Source organism: Streptomyces pseudoechinosporeus, from assembly GCF_054783935.1.
The window spans coordinates 163782-190056 of the sequence record NZ_BAAGPS010000009.1; the positions used below are offsets into that span (position 1 = coordinate 163782).

The following is a 26275-nucleotide window of genomic DNA, read 5'->3' on the forward strand; positions in this document are numbered from 1 at the left end:
TTCCTCAGAGACTGACAAGTCGCGTCCGAGCGGTGGATGGTGCCGTGCATCACTTAGGTAAACCTAAGCTGACCTGCGGGAACGATCTTTGATCGATCGATTGCCGGAGTAGCCCGACTGCCCCGCCCTCCGGAGCCCGCCCCGCCGTCCCTAGACTCTGGAGCCATGCGAAGCGACCCCGTCGTCCAGGTCCAGGCCCTGGTGAAGCGGTACCGCACCAAGACCGCGGTGGATGGCCTCGACCTGGTGGCCGGGGCGGGGATCACCGCCGTACTCGGTCCCAACGGGGCGGGCAAGACGACCACGGTCGAGACCTGCGAGGGGTACCGGAAGCCGGACTCGGGGACGGTACGCGTACTGGGGCTCGACCCGGTGCGCGAGGCCGCGGCCCTGCGTCCCCGGATCGGCGTGATGCTCCAGTCCGGCGGCGTCTACTCCGGCGCCCGGGCCGACGAGATGCTCCACCACATGGCCAAGCTGCACGCGCACCCGCTGGACGTGGACGCGCTCATCGAGCGCCTGGGCCTGGGCAGTTGCGGCCGTACGACGTACCGGCGGCTGTCCGGCGGCCAGCAGCAGCGGCTCGCGCTCGCGTTGGCCGTCGTCGGCCGGCCCGAACTGGTCTTCCTGGACGAGCCGACCGCCGGCCTCGATCCGCAGGCGCGCCGGGCCACCTGGGATCTCGTACGCGATCTCCGTACGGACGGCGTCTCGGTGATCCTGACCACGCACTACATGGACGAGGCCGAGCAGCTCGCCGACGACGTGGCGATCATCGACGCGGGCCGGGTCATCGCCCAGGGCTCCCCCGAGGAGCTGTGCCGCGGCGGCGCCGAGAACACGCTCCGCTTCAGCGGCCGTCCCGGCCTCGACATAGGTTCCCTGCTCAAGGCCCTTCCGGCGGACTGCACGGCGGCCGAGCTGACGCCGGGCGCGTACCGGGTGGGCGGCAAGATCGACCCGCAACTGCTCGCGACCGTCACGTCCTGGTGCGCCCAGCACGGGGTGATGCCGGAGAAGATCTCGGTGGAACGGCACACCCTGGAGGACGTGTTCTTGGAAATGACCGGCAAGGAGCTGCGTTCGTGACCACCGCCGGTACATACACCCCGAAGCCGGGGGCGGCCCCGCTGACCCGCATGATCGCGGCGCAGGCGGTGCTCGAGACGAAGATGCTGCTGCGCAACGGCGAGCAGTTGCTGCTGACGGTCGTCATCCCGACGTTGCTGCTCGTGCTGTTCAGCTCGGTCGACGTCGTCGACACGGGCGAGGGCGAAGCGATCGACTTCCTGGCCCCCGGCATCCTCGCGCTCGCGGTGATGTCGACGGCGTTCACGGGGCAGGCCATCGCGACGGGCTTCGAGCGGCGGTACGGCGTACTGAAGCGGCTCGCCACCTCACCGCTCCCCCGCTGGGGGCTGATGGCGGCGAAGACACTCTCCGTGCTGGTCACCGAGGTCCTCCAGGTGATCCTGGTGACGGTGATCGCGTTCGCCCTCGGCTGGTCGCCGCACGGCAACCCCCTCGCCGTCCTGCTCCTGCTCGTCCTCGGCACGGCCGCCTTCTCGGGCCTCGGCCTGCTGATGGCGGGCACATTGAAGGCGGAGGCGACGCTGGCCGCCGCGAACCTGGTCTTCCTGCTGCTGCTCGTGGGCGGCGGGGTCGTCGTCCCGCTCGACAAGTTCCCGGACACGGCCCAGTCCCTGCTCGGTCTGCTGCCCATCTCGGCCCTGTCGGACGGGCTGAGGGATGTGCTCCAGCACGGCGCCGGGATGCCGTGGGGGGACCTCGGGATCCTGGCCGCCTGGGGAGTCGTGGGCCTCACTGCCGCCGCCCGTTTCTTCCGCTGGGAGTAGGCCGGGAGGCAGACGCCTCCCCCTCGTGAAGGCGTGCACAAGCGGCCGCCTACCATGGTGCGCGTGCCGAATCTGACCCGCGCCGACGCCGTCGAGGCCGTGCGCAACCCCCTCGCCTTCATCGCCGAACGCTGGACCCCGACACCCCGGACGGTTCAGCGAGCGGCCCTCGCCGCGCTCGTCATGGCGGTGGTCATCGTGGTCACCGGCGGTGCCGTACGGCTGACCGGCTCGGGGCTCGGCTGCCCGACCTGGCCCAAGTGCACCGACGACTCGATCACGAACACGAGCGAGATGGGCATCCACGGCGTCATCGAGTTCGGCAACCGGATGCTTACGTACGTCCTGAGCGCAGCGGTCGGCTGGGCGATCATCGCGGCACGCTCGCAGAAGCCGCGGCGGCGCAGCCTCACGCGGCTCGGCTGGGCACAGTTCTGGATCGTCATGAGCAACGCCGTCCTCGGCGGCATCGTCGTGCTTGTGGGCCTCAACCCGTACACAGTCGCCGCCCACTTCCTCCTCTCCACCGCCTTGATCGCCGCCGCCACGGTCATGTGGCAGCGCACGCGGGAGAGTGACTCGGAGCCGCGTCCGCTGGTCGGCAAGTCCGTGCAGCAGCTCGTGTGGGCCCTGGTCGCCGTCACCGTCCTGCTGATCGCGGTCGGCACGGTGGTCACCGGTGCGGGCCCGCACGCCGGCGACTCAAGTGAGGTCAAGCGCATCCCGTTGAACTGGGAGAACATCACCAGGCTGCATGCCGTCCTGGCCTGGATCGTGGTGACACTGGTCTTCGCCCTCTGGTTCGTACTGAAGGCCGTCGCCGCCCCCAAGGACCCTCTGCACCGCACCCGCGATCTCTTCCTGGTCCTGCTCGCACAGGGCGTCATCGGCTACGTCCAGTACTTCACGGACCTCCCCGAGATCCTGGTCGGCGCCCACATGCTCGGCTCCTGCCTGGTCTGGATCGCGACCCTCCGGGTGCTGCTGTCGCTGCGCGAGCGGCATGAGGCCGTGGAGGTTCCAGGGCCGGGGCAGTCGACGGAACGGGTCGCCACGCGCGCGTAGGCACGAAAACGTGCTCCACGCGCGCGTGCGTCACGCGTAGGCCCGTACGAGGCTGTCGATCGCCGGCCCGAGATAGGCCCTGGTCAGCTCGGCCCTGCGCACGGTCCACTCCTCACTCGGTGCCGCACCGGGGCCCTCGTACCGCCGCCGTCTGATGTCCTCGACCACCTCGACGGGCGCGCCGAGTGCGGGCAGCAGCTCCAGTGCCTCTCGCTTGGTGATCAGCCGCCCGTCCTTCAGGGTGACTGCGGCACGGGCGTGCGTGACCAGTCCGAGGTCGACCCAGACGTCCCGTGTCCACAGGTGTGCCTTGTCCACGGAGGGGCGCCAGAAGTCCCGCTGATCCCGTACGACGAAGGCGCTCAACTCGTCGTCCGGCACGGGCGGAAGCAGGTCCGCGGACGGCTTCCCCTGCAGGACGACACCGAAGTCGTGCAGCTCACGCCGGGTCACCGGAGTGACCGGCCGCTTGAACAGCTCCTCGTGCGCCCAGGTGAGGTGTCGCCGCCCGGCGCCGTCCGCCGTGCCGGGCGTCAGATAGCTGCAGTGCAGCTTGGCGACGAGCGCCTCGTTGCGCAGACGGGCGTGCAGCCGCGCCACCTGCCAGACCGTTCTCACCGTGATCGGGTCGTCCAGGACCGCGATCAGGTCCAGGTCGCTGCGGCCCTCCTGGTAGTCGCCCCCGCCGAGTGAGCCGTGCGCCCATACGGCGACGGGTGCCAGGTCGCGCAGTTCGGTGAGGAAGCGGTCGAGGAGCCGGTCGGTCGCGTCGCTGCGTGTCATGCCCACAGTCTGCGCACGATGTGGGCGGCTCACTCCAGTCCGTACACCCGCCGCGCGTTCCCCGCCGCGATCAGCCCCGCCACCCGCTGCGCGTCGGCCAACGACCAGGCGCCTTCGGCGACCCACGTGCCGAGCACCCGGGCCAGCGACTCACGGAAGAGGCGGGCCCCGACCACATGGAGTTCGGGCAGGCCGTGGGCGCCGGAGGAGAAAAGGAGCTTGCCGAAGGGGGCGAGTTCGAGGATCTCGGAGAGTACGGCGGAGGCGCGGGCGCCCGTACGGACGAGGGCGGTGCCCAGGTCGGCGTACACATGCGGGAAGACCCCGGAGAGATGCGCCGCGTGCCGGTGGTACGGGTAGCCGTGCAGCAGGACCAGGTCGGTGCCGAGGCCGGCCGTGGCGCGGGCGAAGTCGATGAGCAGGGCGGGGTCGGCGCGGTCGATGCGCAGGCCCCCTTCACCGAGTCCCACGTGCAGTTGGAGCGGGCGGCCCGAGGCGACGGCGATCCAGAGGAGGTGCCGCAGCAGCACCGGGTCGGACAGGGTGCCGCCGACCCGGCGTCCGGTCAGCCAGCGGCCCGCGGCGCCCCGGACCTCGCCCGGGCCCGGCGGTTCGGGCGCGAGCGCCAGACCGTGCCGTGCGCCCGCCACCGACGTGAACGCCACGGCGTTCGCCGCCGCCGCGTGCACCGACTCGGCGAGGTTGGCGAGGAACGACTCGACGGTTCCAGAGGTGTCGGCGACCTGCTCGGCGAGCGGTTCCAGGCGGACGATCTCGTGGGCGTCGGCGCCCCCGGCCGAGGCCATCTCACCGGGTCCTGTCAGGTCGCCCGGCAACCCGGTGTCGACCAGATAGGTCGTGATTCCGCTGCCCCGCAGCAGCCTGCGCCCCGCCTCCAGTACGCCCAGCTCACGGCGTCGCGCGAGATAGCGGGCGGGCGGACAGTGCGGTTCCAGACCGAGGAGGGGCGGGCACCAGCGGCGTACGGCGAAACCGGTCTGGGTGTCGAAGAAGGTCGTGCCCGCCGCGGGCCAACCCTCACCCCGGGCGAGGTGCGCCTCGAAGGTGCCCAGGCCCAACTCCGTGCGCACCACGCCATGGCAGTACTGGTCCACCAGCGACGGCGTTTCGATCATCGGGACTCCCCAGCCAGTGGGCCCTGCCTTTACAGGTCCTAACGGAGGAGCCGGGTGTCGGGTGCTGGTTAAGGACGCGGGAAGTACGAAAACTGCCGGTTGGTTGCCGTCAGGCGTTACTGGGACCGCCCAGCTGGATCCCTGCCATCCGCGTCCACTCGTACGGCCCCGTCTTCACCTTCGCCGCGAAGTCGCCGTCGAAGGACTCGTGGACGGTGATGCCGGACTTCTGGACCGCCTGCTCGGCCATCGCGTGGCTCGGCGCCACGAGGTCGCCCCATTCGCCGTCCTCGCCGACGAGGACGATGCGGGCGCCGCGCTGCCCCAGGTACGCGATCTGGCCCTCGGCGCCGCCGTGCGCCTTGGCGAAGGAGGCGATCTGCTTGGCGAGGCGCGCCACACGACGCTCCGCCTTGGCGGCCTGCTTACGGTCCGCGGCCTCGGCCTCGTCGACCTGCTGGGTGTCTGCGGTGTCTGCCATGGTCAGGATGCTACCGACGGGTAGATCAAACGGCGACGGGCGGGGTGCGTGGCCTTGACCACGCACCCCGCCCGTCGGAGGGACGAAAAGCGATTACCGCAGGAAGGGATCCACAGCCACCGCCACGAACAGCAGCGAGACGTACGTGATCGACCAGTGGAAGAGGCGCATCTCCTTGAGCTTCGCGCCCACGGCCCCGTCCTTGGCGCGGGCCTGCAGCCCGTGCGCCTCCCAGAGCCAGAAGCCCCCGGTCACCAGGGCGACGGCCGTGTAGAACCAGCCGGTGTAGCCGAGCGGCGTCAGCAGCAGGGAGACGCCGACCATCGCCCAGCTGTAGAGGACGATCTGCCGTGCGACGACCCTGTTGGAGGCGATGACCGGCAGCATCGGCACGCCCACGCGCGCGTAGTCGTCACGCACCCTCATCGACAGCGGCCAGTAGTGCGGCGGCGTCCAGAAGAACATGACGAGGAAGAGGATGACCGGGGCCCACGACAGGGAGTTGGTGACGGAGGACCAGCCGATGAGAACGGGCAGGCAGCCGGCGATGCCGCCCCAGACGATGTTCTGCGACGTACGCCTCTTGAGGATCATCGTGTAGACGACGACATAGAAGAGGAGTGCTCCCAGCGAAAGCCAGGCGGACAGCCAGTTGACGGTCAGGCCGAACAGCAGGGTCGAGACGACGGCGAGCGTGATGCCGAAGACCAGGCACTCGCCGGGGCTGACCATGCCGGTGACCAGTGGACGCTGCGAGGTGCGCGCCATGAGCGCGTCGATGTCACGGTCGATGTACATGTTCAGCGCGTTGGCGCCGCCCGCGGAGAGGTAGCCGCCGACGCAGGTTAGGAGGACCAGCTTGAGGTCGGGCACGCCCTGCTGGGCGAGGAACATCACCGGCACGGTGGTGATCAGCAGCAGCTCGATGATCCGTGGCTTGGTGAGAGCGATGAACGCCTTGACCCGGGCCCCGAACGGCCGGTGTTTCGTGCTCTGACTCGTCCCGAGCACACCCGCAGGACGGGATTCAACGGCCGTCACGTACACCCCTACAGAGACATTCCAGCGAGCCCCGAGTGTGAACTCCGGGTAAAGGCTCGCGCGTACCACGCCACTGTAGACGTTGCCCAGACCTCGCTCTTCGCGGGGGTCGGATCGTGTTGGACAGGGCCCCGCGAGGGGTTCAGCACCGCTCGATTGAGCAGTCGGATCGCCGGTTGCGTATTCACGTTCATTCACCGCCCGAATGCGGAACGCGCCGGTCAGGAGGGCAGTGACGGGACACTCCCGGAACTGTGGAATGACTCGAAAAAATACGCGTTCTTACGGGGGTAGGCTCGACAACGGCCGGTGGGCGCGCGTGTGCACCGGCATTCGACATGTGGAACATGTGGAGAGGAGCCCTGACTCAGGGTGAGCACCAAGCCGACCACCACAGACCTCGAGTGGACCGAACTGGACCAGCGAGCCGTCGACACGGCCCGCGTCCTGGCCGCCGATGCCGTACAGAAGGTCGGCAACGGCCATCCGGGTACGGCGATGAGCCTGGCGCCTGCCGCGTACACCCTCTTCCAGAAGGTGATGCGGCATGACCCGGCGGACCCGGACTGGACGGGACGGGACCGTTTCGTCCTCTCCGCCGGCCATTCCTCCCTGACCCTCTACACCCAGCTGTACCTCGCCGGCTTCGGCCTGGAGCTGGACGATCTGAAGGCCTTCAGGACGTGGGGGTCGAAGACCCCGGGCCACCCCGAGTACGGGCACACGGCGGGCGTCGAGACGACGACGGGCCCGCTCGGCCAGGGCGTCGCCAACGCGGTGGGCATGGCGATGGCCGCCCGCTACGAGCGCGGTCTGTTCGACCCGGAGGCCGCCCCCGGCACCTCCCCCTTCGACCACTACATCTACGCGATCGCCGGTGACGGCTGCCTCCAGGAGGGCATCTCCGCCGAAGCGTCGTCGCTGGCAGGCCACCAGAAGCTGGGCAACCTGGTCCTGCTGTGGGACGACAACCACATCTCGATCGAGGGCGACACCGAGACGGCCGTCTCCGAGGACACCGCCAAGAGGTACGAGGCGTACGGCTGGCATGTGCAGCGCGTCGCCCCGAAGCCGGACGGCGACCTGGACCCGCACGCCCTCTACGACGCGATCGAGGCCGCCAAGCAGGTCACCGACCGGCCGTCCTTCATCGCGATGCGCTCGATCATCGCCTGGCCGGCTCCGAACGCGCAGAACACCGAGGCCGCGCACGGCTCGGCGCTCGGTGACGACGAGGTCGCGGCCACCAAGCGCGTCCTCGGCTTCGACCCGGAGCAGTCCTTCGAGGTCGCCGACGAGGTCATCACGCACACCCGCGCGCTGGGCGACCGCGGCCGTGAAGCCCGCGCCGAGTGGGAGAAGTCACTCGCCGCCTGGCGTACCGCCAATCCGCAGCGGGCCGCAGAGTTCGATCGCGTCAACGCGGGCGAGCTGCCCGAGGGCTGGGAGTCGCACCTCCCCGTCTTCGAGCCGGGCAAGGGCGTCGCCACGCGTGCCGCCTCCGGCAAGGTGCTCCAGGCGCTGGGCGCGGTCATCCCCGAACTGTGGGGCGGCTCCGCCGACTTGGCGGGCTCCAACAACACCACGATCGACAAGACGAGTTCGTTCCTGCCGACGGGCAACCCGCTGCCGGAGGCCGACCCGTACGGCCGCACGATCCACTTCGGCATCCGCGAGCACGCCATGGCCGCGGAGATGAACGGCATCGCGCTGCACGGCAACACCCGTATCTACGGCGGTACGTTCCTGGTGTTCTCCGACTACATGCGCAACGCCGTGCGCCTGTCGGCCCTGATGCACCTGCCGGTGACGTACGTATGGACGCACGACTCCATCGGTCTCGGCGAGGACGGCCCCACCCACCAGCCCATCGAGCACCTGGCCTCGCTGCGCGCGATCCCGGGTCTGAACGTCGTCCGTCCCGCGGACGCGAACGAGACCGCGATCGCCTGGCGCGAGATCCTCAAGCGCTACACCAAGGAGTTCGGCAAGGGCGCCCCGCACGGCCTCGCGCTGACCCGTCAGGGTGTGCCGACGTACGAGCCCAACGAGGATGCGGCGAAGGGCGGTTACGTGCTCTTCGACGCTGAGGGTGGCGAGCCGCAGGTCGTTCTCATCGCGACCGGTTCCGAGGTGCACGTCGCCGTCGAGGCGCGCGAGCAGTTGCAGGCCGCCGGGGTGCCGACGCGGGTGGTGTCCATGCCGTCCGTGGAGTGGTTCGAGGAGCAGGACCAGGGGTACCGGGACAGCGTCCTGCCGCCGTCCGTCAAGGCGCGTGTCGCGGTCGAGGCCGGGATCGGTCTGACCTGGCACAAGTACGTGGGGGACGCCGGACGCATCGTTTCCCTGGAGCACTTCGGTGCTTCGGCCGACGGCAAGGTCCTCTTCCGCGAGTTCGGCTTCACTGCCGAGAACGTCGCATCCGCCGCCCGGGAATCGATCGCCGCAGCCCAGCGCTGACGCTGACATACGACACGTAGGAGTTGCATTTTCCATGACAGACGCACTGAAGCGCCTCTCCGAAGAAGGCGTCGCGATCTGGCTGGACGACCTGTCGCGCAAGCGGATCACGTCCGGCAACCTCGCTGAACTGATCGACCAGCAGCACGTAGTGGGCGTCACGACCAATCCGTCGATCTTCCAGAAGGCGATCTCGAGCGGTGACGGTTACGAGCAGCAGGTCGCCGACCTCGCCGCCCGTGAGGTCACCGTCGAAGAGGCCATTCGCATGATCACGACGGCGGACGTCCGGGACGCCGCCGACATCCTGCGCCCGGTCTTCGATGCCACCGGCGGCCAGGACGGCCGGGTCTCGATCGAGGTCGACCCGCGCCTCGCGCACAACACGCGGGCGACGGTCGCCGAGGCCAAGCAGCTCGCCTGGCTGGTGGACCGCCCGAACACGCTCATCAAGATCCCTGCCACCCGGGCGGGCCTTCCGGCGATCACCGAGACGATCGGCAACGGCATCAGCGTGAACGTCACGCTGATCTTCTCGCTGGAGCGCTACCGCGAGGTCATGGACGCGTACCTGAGCGGCCTGGAGAAGGCCAAGGCCAAGGGCCTGGATCTGTCCAAGATCCACTCCGTGGCGTCCTTCTTCGTGTCCCGCGTGGACACCGAGATCGACAAGCGGATCGACGCCCTGGGCACCGACGAGGCCAAGGCCGCCCGCGGCAAGGCGGGCGTCGCCAACGCCCGGCTCGCCTACCAGGCGTACGAGGAGGTCTTCTCCTCGGACCGTTGGGCCGCCCTCGACAAGGCGCAGGCCAACAAGCAGCGTCCGCTGTGGGCCTCGACCGGCGTCAAGGACCCGGCCTACAAGGACACCCTGTACGTCGACGACCTGGTCGCGCCGAACACGGTGAACACCATGCCGGAGGCGACCCTCTTCGCCGCCGAGGACCACGGACAGATCACCGGCAACACCATCGCCGGTACGTACGAGCAGGCCCGTGCCGAGCTCGACGCGGTCGAGAAGCTCGGGATCTCGTACGACGACGTGGTCCAGCTCCTGGAGGACGAGGGCGTCGAGAAGTTCGAGGCGTCCTGGAACGACCTGCTCAAGTCGACCGAGGCGGAGCTCAAGCGCCTCGCCCCCTCGGAGGGCTGACACCTTGACACCGTTTCCCGGCACCGGAGCGAATCCGCTTCGTGACGCCGCAGACCGACGGCTCCCGCGTATCGCGGGGCCGTCGGGCCTCGTCATCTTCGGCGTCACGGGCGACTTGTCACGTAAGAAGCTGATGCCCGCTGTCTACGACCTCGCCAACCGCGGCCTGCTGCCGCCGGGTTTCTCACTCGTCGGCTTCGCCCGCCGCGAGTGGGCGAACGAGGACTTCGCTCAGGAGGTCCACGACGCCGTCAAGGAGCACGCCCGTACCCCCTTCCGTGAGGAGGTCTGGCAGCAGCTCATCCAGGGGATGCGCTTCGTCCAGGGCACCTTCGACGACGACGACGCGTTCGAGCGGCTGCGCGAGACGATCGGGGAACTGGACAAGGCGCAGGGCACGGGCGGCAACTTCGCCTTCTACCTCTCCGTACCGCCGTCCGCCTTCCCTGTGGTCATCCAGCAGCTGAAGAAGCACGGTCTGGCCGACCAGTCGAGCGGTTCCTGGCGGCGCGCGGTCATCGAGAAGCCCTTCGGCCACGACCTCAAGTCCGCCGAGGAGCTCAACGCGACCGTCGAGGAGGTCTTCGCCCCGGACCAGGTCTTCCGTATCGACCACTACCTGGGCAAGGAGACCGTCCAGAACATCCTGGCGCTGCGCTTCGCGAACCAGATGTTCGAGCCGATCTGGACCCGTTCGTTCGTCGACCACGTCCAGATCACGATGGCCGAGGACATCGGCATCGGTGGCCGCGCCGGCTACTACGACGGCATCGGCGCCGCCCGCGACGTCATCCAGAACCATCTGCTCCAGCTGCTCGCGCTGACCGCGATGGAGGAGCCCGCCTCCTTCGACGCGGACGCGCTGGCTGCCGAGAAGACCAAGGTGCTGGGCGCGGTGAAGCTGCCCAAGGACCTCGGCCGCGACACGGTGTTCGCGCAGTACGCGGCAGGCTGGCAGGGCGGCGAGAAGGTCATCGGCTACCTCGAAGAGGACGGCATCGACCCCAAGTCGAAGACCGACACGTACGCGGCCGTCAAGCTGGAGGTGGACAACCGGCGTTGGGCGGGCGTCCCCTTCTATCTGCGCACCGGCAAGCGCCTGGGCCGCCGCGTCACGGAGATCGCGGTCGTCTTCCAGCGCGCCCCGCACTCCCCCTTCGACCACACGGCGACGGAGGAACTGGGCCAGAACGCGCTGGTCATCCGCGTCCAGCCGGACGAGGGCATCACGGTCCGCTTCGGCTCCAAGGTGCCCGGCACCTCCATGGAGGTCCGGGACGTGTCGATGGACTTCGCGTACGGCGAGTCCTTCACGGAGTCCAGTCCGGAGGCGTACGAGCGGTTGATCCTCGACGTCCTGCTCGGCGACGCCAACCTCTTCCCGCGCACCGAGGAGGTCGAGCTGTCCTGGAAGATCCTCGACCCGATCGAGGAGTACTGGGACAAGCACGGCAAGCCCGCGCAGTACCCGTCGGGCACCTGGGGCCCGGCCGAGGCGGACCACATGCTCGAACGAGATGGACGGAGCTGGCGCCGGCCATGAAAATCGACCTTACGGACACCACGGCCAGCAAGATCAACAAGGCGCTGGTGCAGGGCCGCCGGGCCATCGGCACCCCCGCCGTCGGCATGGTCCTCACCCTCGTCATCGTCACCGACGAGGAGAACGCCTACGACGCGCTGAAGGCCGCCTCCGACGCGTCCCGCGAGCATCCCTCGCGCACCCTCGTGGTCATCAAGCGCATCTCCCGCTCACCCCGCGACCGCACCACCTCGCGGCTCGACGCCGAGGTACGGGTCGGCGCGGACGCGGGCACCGGCGAGACGGTGGTTCTGCGGCTGTACGGCGAGGTGGTCGACCACGCCCAGTCGGTGGTCCTCCCCCTGCTGCTGCCGGACGCGCCGGTCGTCGTCTGGTGGCCGGTGAACGCGCCGCTCGACCCGGCCCAGGACCCGCTGGGCGCCCTGGCGCAGCGCCGCGTCACCGACACATACGCCGCCGAGCAGCCCGTACGGGAACTCGGCGCCCGCGCCGACGCCTACACCCCCGGCGACACGGACCTGTCGTGGACCCGCATCACGCCCTGGCGTTCGATGCTGGCCGCGGCCCTGGACCAGGTCACCTGCGAGGTCACCTCGGTCGAGGTGGAGGGCGAGGAGTTCAACCCGAGCTGCGAGCTGCTCGCCATGTGGCTCGCGGACCGGCTCGACGTCCCGGTCAAGCGCTCGCTGTCCTCCGGGCCGGGTCTCACCTCCGTCCGGATGGCCACGAGCTCCGGACCGATCGTCCTGGACCGCGCCGACGGTTCCCTGGCGACGCTGTCCATCCAGGGCCAGCCCGACCGGGCGGTGGCGCTGAACCGCCGCGACACGGCCGAGCTGATAGCAGAAGAACTGCGGCGACTGGACCCGGACGACACGTACGCGTCGGCACTGCGGTTCGGCGTGGAACGGCTGGGCAGCGGGGGCTTCAAGTCCGCTTCGCCCGCGGGGGGTTCCGCGGGCGGATGGGCCGAGGGCTCCGGGGGCGCGGCCTCTACGGCGGCGGGTTCCCGAGCCGCGGCCTTCAGGGCCGGGGTCTCCGGAGTCGGCGCTTCCGAGGCCTACGCTTCCGGGACCGCGGATTCTGCGAGTTCTGCGGCGAGGGCTTCCGAAGCCGGAGGTTCCGAGGCTGGGGCTTCCGCCGCCGAGGCACCGGCCGAGGCGTCCGCCAAGGAGCCGGCGAAGGAGACCGACAAGGCTCCGGCCACCCCTGCCGACCTGGCCAAGAGGGTGGCGTCCAAGTGAGCACGGCGCCGCAGCTCGTCGTCCACCGCGACAAGGAACTGATGGCCCAGGCCGCCGCTGCCCGGCTCATCACGAAGATCGTGGACGCGCAGGCTTCCCGGGGCTACGCCTCGGTGGTGCTCACGGGCGGGCGCAACGGCAACGGCCTCCTCGCGGCGCTGAGTTCGGCCCCCGCGCGGGATGCCATCGACTGGGGCCGCCTGGACCTGTGGTGGGGTGACGAGCGGTTCCTGCCCGAGGACGACCCGGACCGCAATGTCACCCAGGCCCGCGAGGCGCTCCTGGACTCGGTACCGCTGGATCCGCACCGCGTGCACGCCATGCCCGCGTCGGACGGCCCGTACGGCAAGGACGCCGACGCGGCGGCGGAAGCGTACGCCGCCGAGCTGGCCAAGGCCTCGGGCCCCGAGAACCATGGCCCCGTCCCCACCTTCGACGTCCTGATGCTGGGCGTCGGCCCGGACACGCACGTGGCGTCGCTCTTCCCTGAGCTGCCCGCCGTACGGGAAACCGAGCGCATGGTGGTCGGCGTACACGGCGCGCCCAAGCCCCCGCCAACCCGTATCTCGCTGACCCTGCCCGCGATCCGGGCGGCTCGCGAGGTGTGGCTCCTGGCCGCGGGCGAGGACAAAGCGAAGGCCGCGGCCATCGCCCTCTCGGGCGCGGGCGAGATCCAGGCCCCGGCGGCGGGCGCATACGGCCGCTCACGCACACTGTGGCTCCTGGACGCACCGGCGGCATCCCAACTGCCCCGCTCGCTGTACCCACCGGCGTCGCCCTGAGCACCCGTTCCGCGCACGTCGTAGGCCCCACCGGATGACATCCGGCGGGGCCTACAACTGTCCACGGCTTAGAGAAGCCCGCACCCCCACACGTCGGCATCCTCCCACCGGCGGGAGGGGCCGTGGGCCGGTGCGTCGTATGCCCGTCGCTTAGGTTCTGTCTCAGGAAACCCGCACCCTGTACCAGCAAAGGGCCGTACGCCCGGCCTGCGACGGGCTGACGCACCGGCCCACGGCCCCGCACCCACCACCCACCCAGGGGCGCGGGGAACGGCGCGACCAGCCACAAACCAACCCGTACCCGCCAAACCGCCGGAGGCACCCCGCGGGGAACGGCGCGACCAGCCACAACGAACCGGCAGTCGCCAACAAACCGAACCCACCCGGTAGGCGCCCTGCTCAACCGCCGGAGGCACCCCGCGGGGAACGGCGCGACCAACCACAACGCACCCGCAGCTACGAACCGCGCCCCCAGCGGAGCGCTCAGGCGGCCGCCACACGCCGGTAACTGCTGCCGTCGCGCTCACGCACGAGCAGCCCGTTCTCCACGCAGTAGCGGCGCAGCGCCGACGTGTCGTCGTGCACGGTGCGGAACGCCTCGTTGACCTCGCGCTCGGAGTAGCTGCGCTCGGTCTCGAAGAGGGTGCCGGTGAGATGGGTGAGCAGCTCACGGCGTACGGCAGGGCGCACCGGAATCGTGGTCAGCCGCCCTTGCGCGAAGAACCCCACGAGACGGCGAGGAACACCGGGATGCGCCTCCTCTGCGGGTAGAGCGCGCCGGAACACGGCGGGATCGGCCCGCAGGGAGCCGTCCGCCATCCGTTCGACGAACCTCGCGGCGATCAGGCGCCCGAGGTGCCCCCGCACCGGAGCGGAGTCCTGCTCACGCGGGGGCATCTGGGCCAGCACGATGCGGGCGTACAGCGTCTCTGATTGGCCTAGGGATCCTGAGCGTTGCTCGCGGCGCAAGCCAATCGCCTTCGTGCCCTGGTACTGAGCGACAGAAGCCGTCAGCCCGCGTGGCACGTCCCTCCGGACGCTGGTCGGCCAAGCCGCACGGCTCGACCGAGGAGGGTGCCCGACGTCGCCTGGGCGCCGGGCATGCGCGTGACACTCTGCCATATGATCGCTACGTAACGCTAATCAACGCCCGCGCAGCTCCCGGTACTTGGCGACCAGCGCCTTCGTGGACTCGTCAAGACCCGACACCTCGGCGCCTTCGGTGAGCGCCGGCTCGACGCGCTTGGCGAGCACCTTGCCGAGCTCGACGCCCCACTGGTCGAAGGAGTCGATGTTCCAGACGGCGCCCTGTACGAACACCTTGTGCTCGTAGAGCGCGATCAACTGGCCGAGCACCGACGGAGTGAGCTCACGGGCGAGGATCGTGGTCGTCGGATGGTTGCCCTGGAACGTCTTGTGCGGCACCAGTTCCTCGGCCACCCCCTCCGCGCGCACCTCGTCCGGCGTCTTCCCGAAGGCCAGCGCCTGTGTCTGCGCGAAGAAGTTGGCCATCAGCAGATCGTGCTGGCCCACAAGACCCGGCAGCAGATCCGCGACCGGCTCGGCGAACCCGATGAAGTCGGCCGGGATCAACTTCGTGCCCTGGTGGATGAGTTGGTAGTACGCGTGCTGCCCGTTGGTCCCCGGCGTGCCCCACACGACGGGCCCGGTCTGCCACTGAACGGGCTCGCCGTCCCGCCCCACGGACTTGCCGTTGGACTCCATGTCCAGCTGCTGCAGGTACGCCGTGAACTTGGAGAGGTAGTGCGAGTACGGCAGCACGGCGTGCGACTGCGCATCATGGAAGTTGCCGTACCAGATGCCCAACAGGCCGAGCAGCAGCGGCACATTGGATTCGGCGGGCGCGGTACGGAAATGCTCGTCGACCAGCCGGAAGCCGTCCAGCATCTCGCGGAACCGGTCCGGACCGATCGCGATCATCAGCGAAAGGCCGATCGCCGAGTCGTACGAGTACCGGCCGCCGACCCAGTCCCAGAACTCGAACATGTTGGCCGTGTCGATGCCGAAGTCCGACACCTTCTCGGCGTTCGTCGACAAAGCCACAAAGTGCTTGGCGACCGCCTCCTGGTCCGCCTTCAGCTCGGTCAGCAGCCAGTTGCGCGCCGAGGTCGCGTTGGTGATCGTCTCGATGGTGGTGAAGGTCTTCGAGGCGATGATGAACAGTGTCTCGGCCGGGTCCAGGTCCCGTACCGCCTCGTGCAGATCGGCCCCGTCCACGTTCGACACGAAGCGGACGGTCAGCTCTCGGTCGGTGAAGGACCGCAGCGCTTCGTACGCCATCGCCGGGCCCAGGTCCGAGCCGCCGATGCCGATGTTGACCACATTGCGGATGCGCTTGCCGGTGTGCCCCGTCCACTCGCCCGAGCGGACGCGGTCGGCGAAGCCGGCCATCTTGTCGAGCACTGCGTGCACACCCGGTACGGCGTTCTCGCCGTCGACCTCGATGACCGCGTCGCGCGGAGCGCGCAGCGCGGTGTGCAGCACGGCGCGGTCCTCGGTCGTGTTGATCTTCTCGCCGCGGAACATGGCGTCCCGCAGGCCGAACACATCGGCCGCGGCGGCCAGTTCACGCAGCAGCCGCAGTGTCTCGTCGGTGACCAGATGCTTGGAGTAGTCGACGTGCAGATCGCCGACCTGAAGTGTGTATCCGGCGCCGCGCCCCGGGTCCGCGGCGAACAGCTCACGCAGCCGCACCTCGCCGAGTTCCTCGCGGTGCTTGGCCAGAGCGGTCCACTCGGGCTTCTGGTTGAGCCGCGTACTGCTATCTGCATTCATCTCGGACTTCAGCCTTCTTTCGTACCTGTCCTGCTGCGTACGTTGCCCCGCTGCCGGTCCCAACTTAATTGATCAGGGCTCGACGTGAGCTGTCGTCCCACCGTCATCCGGCTCAACAACAGATACGTCCGACTTGCGCGCAGGTATCAGGTCCCGCAGCTCGAAAGGCCACGAAGCATACGAAACAGCTCCGGCCGCGCACCTGTGGGTGCCCGGCCGGTTCTCAAGTCCTAGATTTCGCCTCGCAGTTTGGCGAGCGCCTCGGCGAGGATCGCCTCGCCGTCCTCGTCGCTGCGCCGCTCCCGTACGTACGCGAGGTGCGTTTTGTACGGTTCGGTGCGCGGCGGGTCCGGCGGGTTGTCCCGGTTCTGTCCGGCCGGAAAGCCGCAGCGCGGGCAGTCCCAGGTTTCGGGAACCTGCGCGTCGCTGGCGAAGCTCGGCTGCGTCTCGTGCCCGTTGGAGCACCAGAAGGAGACGCGCAGCCGCGGCGCGGACTCGCCGCGCTCGGCCTCACCCATCGGCCCCGCCCCGACCCGGCTTCCACGGATCGCGTTGCCACTTGCCACGGTCGTAACTCCCTGCGTAATGGTGCCGCGAAGCGAGTCTGCGTGACGCTTCGCTGCGAGCGCCTCAGTCTACGTAAGGCCCAACGCGCGTCCAGTGATTGGAGTTACACCCCACCCAAAGACGCAAGCCCCATGATAGGCCGCGCCCGCGGGCGTGTACCGGACATGGGGCTTTATGCGTGAGATGCGCTGTCGTACCGATGTCAGCCGCTGATCAGTTGGTGACCTTCATCAGGATGCCGAGCACGACAATGCACGCGAACCACAGCAGACCGACCACGACGGTGATGCGGTCGAGGTTGCGCTCGGCGACCGAGGAGCCGCCGACGGACGACTGCATGCCGCCACCGAACATGTCGGAGAGGCCGCCGCCCTTGCCCTTGTGCATCAGCACCAGCAGCATCATCAGCAGGCTGAAGACGATCAGGGCGATCGAGAACCCCATAACCACGGCTGGACCAACTTCCTCGGATCTGGATGACGACGGGGGTTCAGCGGGTATCCGCTAAACCCCCGCAAGGGTACGACGTATTGCTGCTACCGCATACTTGCAGCATCTTCGGTTCGCCTCCGGGGCGCTCTAAGCCGGTGTCGAGAGGCCGACCGTGCTCACCCCTTCGGGCCTCCGCGCGCTCGTCCTCTCGACACCGGCAGCGCCCCTACGGCTCACTGGTCGCGGAACCGGACGATCTTGACGAACTCGTCGGCGTCCAGCGAGGCACCGCCGACCAGGGCGCCGTCGATGTCGGGCTTCGCCATGATCTCGGCGACGTTCCCGGCCTTCACGGAGCCGCCGTACTGGATGCGGATCTTGTCGGCCACGTCCTGCGAGTACAGCTCGGCGAGCTTGCCGCGGATCGCCGCGCAGACCTCCTGGGCGTCGTCGGCGCCGCAGACCTTGCCGGTGCCGATGGCCCAGACCGGCTCGTACGCGATCACGATGGACTCGACCTGCTCGGCCGGAACGTCCTTGAGGCCACCCTCGACCTGGGCGAGCGTGTGCGTGACGTGGTTGCCCGCCTCGCGGACCTCCAGTTCCTCACCGACGCACAGGATCGGCGTGAGGCCGTGCTTGAAGGCGGCCTTGACCTTGGCGTTGCAGAGCTCGTCGCTCTCCTTGTGGTACTGCCGGCGCTCGGAGTGGCCCACCGCCACGTAGGTGCACTTCAGCTTGGCCAGCATCGGGGCGGAGATCTCGCCGGTGTAGGCACCGGAGTCGTGCGCCGAGACGTCCTGGGCGCCGTACTTGATCTTGAGCTTGTCGCCGTCGACCAGGGTCTGTACGGAGCGCAGGTCGGTGAAGGGCGCCAGGACGGCGACCTCGACGGCCTCGTAGTCCTTGTCGGCCAGGGCGAAGGCGAGCTTCTGGACGTGGGCGATGGCCTCGAGGTGGTTGAGGTTCATCTTCCAGTTGCCCGCCATCAGCGGCGTACGCGTGCTCATAAGGGGTCAGTCCTCCAGTGCGGCGAGGCCGGGGAGCGTCTTGCCCTCGAGGTATTCGAGGGAGGCGCCGCCACCGGTCGAAATGTGGCCGAATGCCGTCTCGTCGAAGCCCAGGATGCGAACGGCCGCGGCGGAGTCGCCACCGCCGACGACCGTGAAGGCCGGGGAGTCGAGAAGGGCCTGGGCGACCGCCTTGGTGCCCTCGGCGTAGTCGGGGTGCTCGAAGACGCCCATGGGACCGTTCCAGAAGACGGTGGCCGCGTCGGCGAGCTTCGAGGCGTACAGCTTGCGGGACTCCGGACCGATGTCCAGGCCCATCTGGTCGGCCGGGATGGCGTCCGCGGCGACGGTGGTGGGATTGGCCGGGGCCTTGGTCTTCAGGTCCGGGAACTCGGACCCGACCAGTGCGTCGACGGGCAGGACCAGCTCGACGCCGGACTTCTCCGCGCGCTCGATGTACTCGATGACGGCCGGGATCTGGTCCTCCTGGAGGAGGGAACTGCCGATCTCGTACCCCTTGGCCTTGAGGAAGGTGTACGCCATGCCACCGCCGATCAGCAGTCGATCGGCTTTCCCCAGGAGCTGGTCGATGACAGCCAGCTTGTCGGAGACCTTGGCGCCGCCGAGCGCGACGACATAGGGGCGCTGTACGTCCTCGGTGAGCTTCTTCAGGACACCGACTTCGGTGGCGATGAGGTGGCCCGCGTAGTGCGGAAGGCGTGCCGGAAGGTCGTACACGGAGGCGTGCTTACGGTGCACCGCGCCGAAACCGTCGCCTACGTAGACATCGGCCAGGGCCGCGAGCTGGTCCGCGAACTCGCCGCGCTCGGTGTCGTCCTTCGACGTCTCACCGGCGTTGAAGCGCAGGTTCTCGATGACCGCGACCTGGCCGGGCTGCAGGCCGTTCACGGCGTCGTGGGCGGCGGGGCCGACGGTGTCCTGGGCGAACGCGACAGGCGCGCCGAGGAGTTCACCGAGCCGCTCGGCGGCGGGCAGCAGCGAGAACGCCGGGTCCGGGGCACCCTTGGGGCGGCCCAGATGCGAGGCGACGACCACCTTGGCGCCCGCCTCCGCGAGGGCCTTGACGGTGGGCAGGACGGCGCGGATGCGACCGTCGTCGGTGATACGGCCGTCGGCCAGCGGCACATTCAGGTCGGCGCGCACGAAGACCCGCTTGCCGTCCACTCCTTCGGAGAGGAGTTCGTCGATCGTTTTCATTGAGTGACTCCTGAGTGGGACTCTGAAGTATTTCCCCGCGAATAGATCAGCCATCAATTGAGGAACCACGATGGCGAGCAACCAGGTCCGCGAGAGCGGCGCCGGTTTAGGCGCAAAAGAGGGGGCCCGGGCAGCGCGGCGGTGCGCTGCCCGGGCCCTGTGCTCACATCAACGTGCTTGCTCTGGGACTTAGAGCTGGCCGCCGACGAAGACCGTGAGGTCCACGAGGCGGTTGGAGTAGCCCCACTCGTTGTCGTACCAGCCGAGGATCTTCACCGACTTGCCTTCCTGGACCATGGTCAGGGAGGCGTCGAAGGTGCAGGAGGCGGGGTCGCCGACGATGTCCGAGGACACGATCTGGTCCTCGGTGTAGAACAGGTAGCCCTTGAGCTCGCCGTCGTCGGCGGCCTTCTTGAACGCGGCGTTGACCTCGTCCTTGGTGACCTCGCGCTGGAGTTCCACGACCAGGTCGGTGGCCGAGCCCGTCGGGACCGGGACGCGCATCGCGATGCCGTCGAGCTTGCCCTTGAGCTGCGGGAGGACCAGCGCGGTGGCCTTCGCGGCACCGGTGGTCGTCGGAATGATGTTTTCGGCGGCGGCACGGGCGCGACGCAGGTCCTTGTGCGGGAAGTCCAGGATGCGCTGGTCGTTCGTGTACGCGTGCACCGTCGTCATCAGGCCCTTGACGATGCCGAAGTTCTCGTCGAGAACCTTGGCCATCGGGGCGACACAGTTGGTGGTGCAGGAGGCGTTCGAGATGACGTGGTGGTTGGCCGCGTCGTACTTGTCCTGGTTGACGCCCATCACGATGGTGATGTCCTCGTCCTTGGCCGGAGCCGAGATGAGGACCTTCTTGGCGCCGCCGGCGATGTGCTTCTCGGCGTCGGCCTTCTTCGTGAAGATGCCGGTCGACTCGATGACGATGTCGACGCCCAGCTCGCCCCAGGGGATGTCGGCGGGGTTGCGCTCGGACAGCACCTTGATGGTGCGGCCGTCCACGGTGATGGTGTTCTCCGTGTGGGACACCTCGGCCTTGAGGCGGCCCAGGATGGTGTCGTATTTCAGCAGGTGAGCGGTGGTCGCGGTGTCACCCAGGTCGTTGACAGCCACGATCTCGATGTCTGCACCCTGCTCCAGCAGCGCGCGGAAGTAGTTACGACCGATGCGGCCAAAGCCGTTGATGCCTACGCGGATCGTCACGAACCGATCTCCTCGTTGGTACGCCGGCTTTGGACGCCGGCGAGTTGTATGGGATGTCCCCGACCGCCTACGACCCTACCTCCCTGAGGCCCCCAGAGTGACATCCGAGGGCCCATACACGGCACCGCGGTCCGTACCCACCGGTAGGGGTACGGACCGCCCGGGCACCGAGGTCCGGAGGGGTGTGGTGGGCGGCGCGGTCAGCCGACGAGGTTGTCGGCCAGTTCCTCGGAGAGGCTGGACTCCGTTCCCGGGATGCCCAGGTCCTGGGCCCGCTTGTCGGCCATGGCGAGCAGCCGGCGGATACGGCCCGCGACGGCGTCCTTGGTCAGCGGCGGGTCGGCGAGCGCGCCCAACTCCTCCAGGGAGGCCTGCTTGTGCTCCATGCGCAGCCGTCCGGCGGCGGCGAGGTGCTCGGGGACCTCGCCGCCGAGGATCTCCAGGGCGCGCTGCACGCGGGCCCCGGCGGCGACGGCGGCGCGGGCGGAGCGGCGCAGGTTGGCATCGTCGAAGTTGGCGAGACGGTTGGCGGTGGCGCGCACCTCGCGCCGCATCCGGCGTTCCTCCCAGGCCAGCACGGCCTCGTGGGCGCCGAGGCGGGTCAACAGGGCGCTGATCGCGTCACCGTCACGGACGACCACCTTGTCCACGCCCCGCGCCTCACGGGCCTTGCTGGCGATCTGGAGCCGCCGGGCCGCGCCGACCAGCGCGAGCGCCGCCTCGGGTCCCGGGCAGGTCACCTCCAGCGAGGACGAGCGGCCCGGCTCGGTCAGCGAGCCGTGCGCCAGGAACGCCCCGCGCCAGGCCGCCTCGGCGTCACAGGTGGCGCCCGAGACCACTTGCGGGGGCAGCCCGCGAATCGGTCGGCCCCGGCCGTCGACGAGCCCCGTCTGACGGGCCAGCTGGTCGCCGCCCGCGACCACACGGACGACATAGCGGGAGCCGCGGCGCAAGCCCCCGGGAGCCATCACGATCAGCTCGGAGCTGTGGCCGAAGATCTCCAGGATGTCCCGCTTGAGGCGGCGCGCCGCCATCGCCGTGTCCAGCTCCGCCTCGATCACGATGCGGCCGCTCACCAGGTGGAGGCCGCCGGCGAACCGCAGAAGGGAGGAGACCTCCGCCTTTCTGCAGCAGGTCCGGGTGACGGGGAGCCGGGAGATCTCATCCTTCACCGCTGCCGTCATCGCCATGGGCCGATCCTTCCATGCATCCGAAAAATACGGTCGTACGCGGCAGCCAACAGCTCCGGATCGTGCCTCGGAGTTCCGTCGGTGCGGGCCACCGGCGCCAGCTCGACCGCGGCCCCGAACCGCTGGGCGGCTTCGGTGAGCAAATCACGGTCGGGCACGGCGGCCTCGTCGGCCAGTACCACGTCCAGGGCGAGTTTAGGGGCGTGTCGCCCCAAAACCTCCAAATGACGCTGCGGGGAGAAGCCCTCGGTTTCTCCCGGCTGCGGGGCGAGGTTCAGGGAGAGCACCCGGCGCGCCTTCGTCTCCGTGAGGGCGTCGAGCAGCTCGGGTACGAGGAGATGCGGGATCACCGAGGAGAACCAGGAGCCGGGACCGAGGACCACCCAGTCCGCGTCGAGGACCGCTGCCACGGCCTCGGGGACGGCGGGCGGATCGTGCGGCACGAGGTGCACCGACTGCACCTCGCCGCGCGTGAGGGCGACGGTGGCCTGGCCACGCACCGTTTCGATGCCCTCGGGCCGCTCCGGATCGTGGCCCTTGACGAGGGCCTGGAGCTCCAGGGGTACGGCGGACATGGGCAGCACGCGTCCGTGCGCGCCCAGGAGCTTGCCGACCAGGTCAAGGGCCTGGACATGGTCGCCGAGCTGCTCCCAGAGGGCGACGATCAGCAGATTGCCGACCGCGTGCTCGTGCAGTTCGCCCTGGGACTGGAAGCGGTGCTGGATGACGCGGGCCCAGGTCTGGCCCCAGTCGTCGTCGCCGCACAGCGCGGCGAGGGCCTTGCGCAGGTCGCCGGGCGGGAGCACGCCCAGCTCGTCCCGGAGACGGCCACTGGAGCCGCCGTCGTCGGCGACCGTGACGACCGCGGTGAGGTCACCGGTGATACGGCGCAGAGCGGCGAGCGAGGCGGACAGACCCATGCCGCCGCCGAGCGCGACGACCTTGGGCTGCGTGCCGCGGCGGCGCGGCTTGCCGCCGCGCGCCTCGGCGGGCCTGCCGCCCTGGCCTTCGGTACCGACCCGGCGCAGCCTGCTCAGTCGCAGCGTACGACCCGTCATTCGCGGCCCATGTCCCGGTGGACGACGACCGTCTCCACTCCCTCGGACACCAGACGGGCGGCGAGCTTCTCCGACATCGCGACGGAGCGGTGCTTGCCTCCGGTGCAGCCGACGGCGATGGTCACATAGCGCTTGCCCTCGCGGCGGTAGCCGGCCTGGACGAGGCGGAGCAGCTCGGCGTACCGGTCGAGGAACTCCTTGGCGCCGGGCTGGTTGAAGACGTACGCCGCGACCTCCTCGTTGAGGCCGGTGTACTGGCGCAGCTCCGGGACCCAGTGCGGATTGGGCAGGAACCGCATGTCCACGACCAGGTCGGCGTCGACCGGCAGGCCGTACTTGAAGCCGAAGGACATCACGGTGGCCCGCAGCTCGGGCTCCTCCTCGCCGGCGAACTGGGCGTCCATCTTGGCGCGCAGCTCGTGCACGTTCAGGCTGGAGGTGTCTATCACCAGGTCGGCGTCGCCGCGCAGTTCACGCAGCAGCTCGCGCTCGGCGGCGATGCCGTCGACGATGCGGCCGTCGCCCTGGAGGGGGTGCGGGCGTCGTACGGACTCGAAGCGGCGCACCAGGGCGTCGTCGGAGGACTCCAGGAAGACGATCCGCCGGGTGACGTGCCTGGCCTCCAGGTCGGCGAGGGACTCGCGGAGGTTGTCGAAGAAGCGGCGGCCCCGTACGTCGACGACGACCGCGATCCTGGCGACGTTGCCCTGGGAGCGGGCGCCGAGCTCCACCATGGTGGGGATCAGGGCGGGCGGGAGGTTGTCGACGACGAACCAGCCGAGATCCTCCAGGCACTTGGCGGCGGTCGACCGGCCCGCGCCGGACATACCGGAGATGATCACCAGCTCGGGGATGGCCGCCTCGGAGACCCCGGCTGTTTCGATGCCCGTACTCACTTCTGCTCCGTCTTGCCGGCCCGCTTCGGGCACTTGCTCGCCCGCTGCGGGCGGCGACTGATCTTCGCTCGCCGTCTTCGGCTGTTTCTCGTGTTCCGCCGTGCGCCCGGCTTCCTGTTCGGCTGTGCGCTCGGTGTCTTGCCCGTCCTGCTCGTTCATGGTTCCTGCCCCCGTCGCTCGTTCGAGGCGCCCGCGGATACGGGCTCCTCCGTGGAACCCGCCGTCGTCTCGGGCGCCGCTTCTTCCTCGTCTTCCATGATCTCTCCAGTCGCCGTGTTCACGGCGGGTGCGGCCGGGGTCGCCTGGGCGAGGGCCACAGCGATCACCTCGGCCGTCTTGCGGCCTATGCCGGGGACCTCACAGATCTGCTCGATGGTCGCGGACCGCAGTTTCTTCACCGAACCGAAGTGCTTGATCAGCGCCTGCTTGCGCGTCTCGCCCAGGCCCGGCACATCGTCCAGCGGGCTCGACCTGAAACGCCTGGCCCGCTTGGTGCGCTGGTAGGTGATCGCGAAGCGGTGCGCCTCGTCGCGTACACGCTGAAGAAGATAGAGCCCTTCGCTCGTGCGCGGGAGCACCACCGGGTCGTCCTCGCCGGGCAGCCAGACCTCTTCGAGGCGCTTGGCGAGGCCGCAGACGGCGATGTCGTCGATACCGAGCTCGTCCAGAGCCCTCTGCGCGGCCGCGACCTGAGGCTGTCCGCCGTCGACGACGACCAGCTGCGGCGGGTACGCGAACCGCTTGGGCCGCCCGTCGTCCTCGGTGAACGTGTTCTCCCCGTCCGCCCACTCGCCGGTCTTCTCCTTCTCGGCGAGGTAGCGCTTGAAGCGGCGGGTGATCACCTCGTGCATGGAGCGGACGTCGTCCTGGCCGGCGAAGCCCTTGATCTGGAAGCGGCGGTACTCGCTCTTGCGCTGAAGGCCGTCCTCGAAGACCACCATGGAGGCCACGACGTCGTCCCCCTGGAGGTGCGAGATGTCGTAGCACTCGATCCGCAGGGGCGCGCTGTCCAGGTCGAGGGCCTCGACGATCTCCTCCAGGGCGCGCGAGCGCGTGGTCAGGTCGGAGGCGCGCTTGGTCTTGTGCAGCACGAGCGCCTGCTGGGCGTTGCGCTCCACGGTCTCCATGAGGGCCTTCTTGTCGCCGCGCTGCGGGATGCGCAACGAGACATTGGAGCCCCGGCGCGTGGTGAGCCACTCCTGGACGGGCTCGACGAGTTCGGGCAGCGCCGGGACGAGCACCTCCTTGGGCACGGAGTCGCCGGTCTCCTCGCCGTACAGCTGCTGGAGGGCGTGCTCGACGAGGTCCCCGGTGGTGACGGCCTCCACCTTGTCCGTCACCCAGCCGCGCTGGCCGCGCACCCGTCCGCCCCGTACGTGGAAGATCTGCACGGCCGCTTCCAGCTCGTCCTCGGCGACCGCCATCAGATCGGCGTCCGTCGCGTCGGCGAGCACGACCGCGTTCTTCTCCATGGCCTTCTTGAGGGCCTCGATGTCGTCGCGGAGGCGGGCCGCCCGCTCGTACTCCATCTCCTCGGCCGCGTCCGTCATCTGCCGCTCCAGACGACGGATGTACGTCCCTGTGCGGCCGGCCATGAAGTCGCAGAAATCCTCGGCGAGTTGACGATGGTCCTCGGCGGAGATCCGCTCGACGCAGGGGGCCGAGCACTTGCCGATGTAGCCGAGGAGGCAGGGGCGGCCGGTGCGCTCGGCGTTCTTGAAGACGCCGGCGGAGCAGGTGCGGACGGGGAAGACGCGCAGCAGGAGGTCCACGGTGTCGCGGATCGCCCACGCGTGCCCGTACGGGCCGAAGTAGCGCACGCCCTTGCGCTTCTGGCCGCGCATCACCTGCACGCGCGGGAACTGCTCGTTCATCGTCACCGCGAGGTACGGGTAGCTCTTGTCGTCGCGGTACTTGACGTTGAACCGGGGGTCGTACTCCTTGATCCAGGAGTACTCCAGCTGCAGCGCCTCGACCTCCGTGGACACCACCGTCCACTCCACCGAAGCGGCCGTCGTCACCATGGTGCGCGTACGCGGATGGAGGCCCGCCAGGTCCTGGAAGTAGTTGGCCAGGCGCTGGCGCAGGCTCTTCGCCTTTCCGACGTAGATCACCCGGCGGTGCTCGTCGCGGAACCTGTAGACCCCCGGCGAGTCGGGGATCTGCCCCGGCTTGGGGCGGTAGCTGGAGGGATCGGCCATGTCTCACACCCTACTGGCGCGGTGTGACACCGCGGCTGCCCTGTGGACAGGGCCTCTACGACCCTGTGGACAGGACCGCTGGAGTTTTGATCGCTGGGCGCCAAGTGTTGTCGGGCCGTGATCAACACGCTTCAATGCGGGGTGACTTGGGGCCGTAAACCTC

23 protein-coding genes are annotated in these 26275 nt (G+C 69.2%); 8 read left to right on the forward strand and 15 right to left on the reverse strand.

The features are described from left to right. The first annotated feature begins 165 nt into the window (after positions 1-165). The 3 genes from ACYVO6_RS12330 to ACYVO6_RS12340 are packed head-to-tail and all read left to right on the forward strand — an operon-like array spanning position 166 to position 2921. Positions 166-1089: an ABC transporter ATP-binding protein gene (locus ACYVO6_RS12330; RefSeq protein WP_461060330.1), complete on the forward strand. Its 924-nt coding sequence runs from the start codon at positions 166-168 to the stop codon at positions 1087-1089. Positions 1090-1139: 50 nt separating this feature from the next. Further along, positions 1140-1856 (forward strand): ABC transporter permease, encoded by a 717-nt coding sequence (locus ACYVO6_RS12335; RefSeq protein ID WP_461061367.1) that lies wholly within the window; start codon positions 1140-1142, stop codon positions 1854-1856. Between the two features lie 54 nt (positions 1857-1910). Then, entirely contained in the window at positions 1911-2921 is a 1011-nt protein-coding gene (locus ACYVO6_RS12340) for a COX15/CtaA family protein (RefSeq protein ID WP_461060332.1), read from the forward strand. Positions 2922-2951: 30 nt separating this feature from the next. On the opposite strand, the gene ACYVO6_RS12345 is transcribed toward ACYVO6_RS12340, so the two are convergent. The 4 genes from ACYVO6_RS12345 to ACYVO6_RS12360 form a co-directional block, all read right to left on the reverse strand. Further along, on the reverse strand, positions 2952-3704 hold the full coding sequence (locus tag ACYVO6_RS12345) for a nucleotidyltransferase domain-containing protein (RefSeq protein WP_461060334.1): 753 nt from the start codon (positions 3702-3704) through the stop codon (positions 2952-2954). Positions 3705-3733: 29 nt separating this feature from the next. Beyond that, a complete protein-coding gene (locus ACYVO6_RS12350; RefSeq protein ID WP_461060336.1) occupies positions 3734-4840 on the reverse strand; it encodes an amidohydrolase family protein in 1107 nt (368 codons plus the stop codon). 109 nt (positions 4841-4949) lie between these two features. After that, positions 4950-5321, reverse strand: a complete 372-nt coding sequence (locus ACYVO6_RS12355; RefSeq protein ID WP_461060337.1) for a hypothetical protein — start codon at positions 5319-5321, stop codon at positions 4950-4952. Between the two features lie 93 nt (positions 5322-5414). Continuing rightward, positions 5415-6368, reverse strand: a complete 954-nt coding sequence (locus ACYVO6_RS12360) for a heme o synthase (protein ID WP_461060339.1) — start codon at positions 6366-6368, stop codon at positions 5415-5417. Positions 6369-6734: 366 nt separating this feature from the next. Between ACYVO6_RS12360 and tkt the strand changes: the two genes are divergently transcribed. From tkt to pgl, 5 genes are read left to right on the forward strand one after another with little or no spacing between them, the layout of a single operon-like run. Next, entirely contained in the window at positions 6735-8822 is a 2088-nt protein-coding gene (tkt, locus tag ACYVO6_RS12365; RefSeq protein ID WP_461060341.1) for a transketolase, read from the forward strand. A 34-nt stretch (positions 8823-8856) separates the two neighbouring features. Then, the gene (tal, locus tag ACYVO6_RS12370) at positions 8857-9975 is read left to right on the forward strand and encodes a transaldolase (RefSeq protein WP_461060343.1); all 1119 of its coding nucleotides are present in this window, start codon (positions 8857-8859) and stop codon (positions 9973-9975) included. 4 nt (positions 9976-9979) lie between these two features. Next, complete coding sequence (gene zwf, locus ACYVO6_RS12375; protein ID WP_461060345.1) at positions 9980-11518, forward strand: glucose-6-phosphate dehydrogenase; 1539 nt, start codon at positions 9980-9982, stop codon at positions 11516-11518. Beyond that, positions 11515-12762, forward strand: a complete 1248-nt coding sequence (gene opcA / locus ACYVO6_RS12380) for a glucose-6-phosphate dehydrogenase assembly protein OpcA (RefSeq protein WP_461060347.1) — start codon at positions 11515-11517, stop codon at positions 12760-12762. Before zwf ends, opcA begins: the two co-directional genes overlap by 4 nt. Further along, the gene (gene pgl, locus ACYVO6_RS12385) at positions 12759-13544 is read left to right on the forward strand and encodes a 6-phosphogluconolactonase (protein ID WP_461060349.1); all 786 of its coding nucleotides are present in this window, start codon (positions 12759-12761) and stop codon (positions 13542-13544) included. The genes opcA and pgl overlap by 4 nt, the downstream gene beginning before the upstream one ends. Before the next feature lie 483 nt (positions 13545-14027). On the opposite strand, the gene ACYVO6_RS12390 is transcribed toward pgl, so the two are convergent. From ACYVO6_RS12390 to uvrC, 11 genes are all read right to left on the reverse strand, one after another. Then, complete coding sequence (locus ACYVO6_RS12390) at positions 14028-14453, reverse strand: DUF2087 domain-containing protein (protein ID WP_461060351.1); 426 nt, start codon at positions 14451-14453, stop codon at positions 14028-14030. A 234-nt stretch (positions 14454-14687) separates the two neighbouring features. Next, entirely contained in the window at positions 14688-16340 is a 1653-nt protein-coding gene (pgi, locus tag ACYVO6_RS12395) for a glucose-6-phosphate isomerase (RefSeq protein WP_461060353.1), read from the reverse strand. Between the two features lie 230 nt (positions 16341-16570). Continuing rightward, positions 16571-16906 carry an RNA polymerase-binding protein RbpA gene (locus tag ACYVO6_RS12400; RefSeq protein WP_461060355.1) on the reverse strand — a complete coding sequence of 112 codons (336 nt, stop codon included), beginning with the start codon at positions 16904-16906 and terminating at the stop codon, positions 16571-16573. 214 nt (positions 16907-17120) lie between these two features. Next, a complete protein-coding gene (gene secG / locus ACYVO6_RS12405; protein ID WP_033317921.1) occupies positions 17121-17351 on the reverse strand; it encodes a preprotein translocase subunit SecG in 231 nt (76 codons plus the stop codon). 221 nt (positions 17352-17572) lie between these two features. Continuing rightward, the gene (gene tpiA, locus ACYVO6_RS12410; RefSeq protein ID WP_461060357.1) at positions 17573-18349 is read right to left on the reverse strand and encodes a triose-phosphate isomerase; all 777 of its coding nucleotides are present in this window, start codon (positions 18347-18349) and stop codon (positions 17573-17575) included. Positions 18350-18355: 6 nt separating this feature from the next. Continuing rightward, the gene (locus ACYVO6_RS12415) at positions 18356-19567 is read right to left on the reverse strand and encodes a phosphoglycerate kinase (RefSeq protein ID WP_461060359.1); all 1212 of its coding nucleotides are present in this window, start codon (positions 19565-19567) and stop codon (positions 18356-18358) included. Positions 19568-19756: 189 nt separating this feature from the next. Then, the gene (gene gap / locus ACYVO6_RS12420; protein ID WP_461060361.1) at positions 19757-20767 is read right to left on the reverse strand and encodes a type I glyceraldehyde-3-phosphate dehydrogenase; all 1011 of its coding nucleotides are present in this window, start codon (positions 20765-20767) and stop codon (positions 19757-19759) included. 200 nt (positions 20768-20967) lie between these two features. Then, on the reverse strand, positions 20968-21957 hold the full coding sequence (gene whiA / locus ACYVO6_RS12425; protein WP_461060363.1) for a DNA-binding protein WhiA: 990 nt from the start codon (positions 21955-21957) through the stop codon (positions 20968-20970). Further along, a complete protein-coding gene (locus ACYVO6_RS12430) occupies positions 21948-23015 on the reverse strand; it encodes a gluconeogenesis factor YvcK family protein (protein ID WP_461060365.1) in 1068 nt (355 codons plus the stop codon). Before ACYVO6_RS12430 ends, whiA begins: the two co-directional genes overlap by 10 nt. Beyond that, positions 23012-24070, reverse strand: coding sequence for an RNase adapter RapZ (gene rapZ / locus ACYVO6_RS12435; RefSeq protein ID WP_461060367.1), 1059 nt, complete (start codon positions 24068-24070; stop codon positions 23012-23014). Before rapZ ends, ACYVO6_RS12430 begins: the two co-directional genes overlap by 4 nt. After that, the gene (gene uvrC / locus ACYVO6_RS12440) at positions 24067-26112 is read right to left on the reverse strand and encodes an excinuclease ABC subunit UvrC (RefSeq protein ID WP_461060369.1); all 2046 of its coding nucleotides are present in this window, start codon (positions 26110-26112) and stop codon (positions 24067-24069) included. Before uvrC ends, rapZ begins: the two co-directional genes overlap by 4 nt. Positions 26113-26275 lie beyond the last annotated feature (163 nt).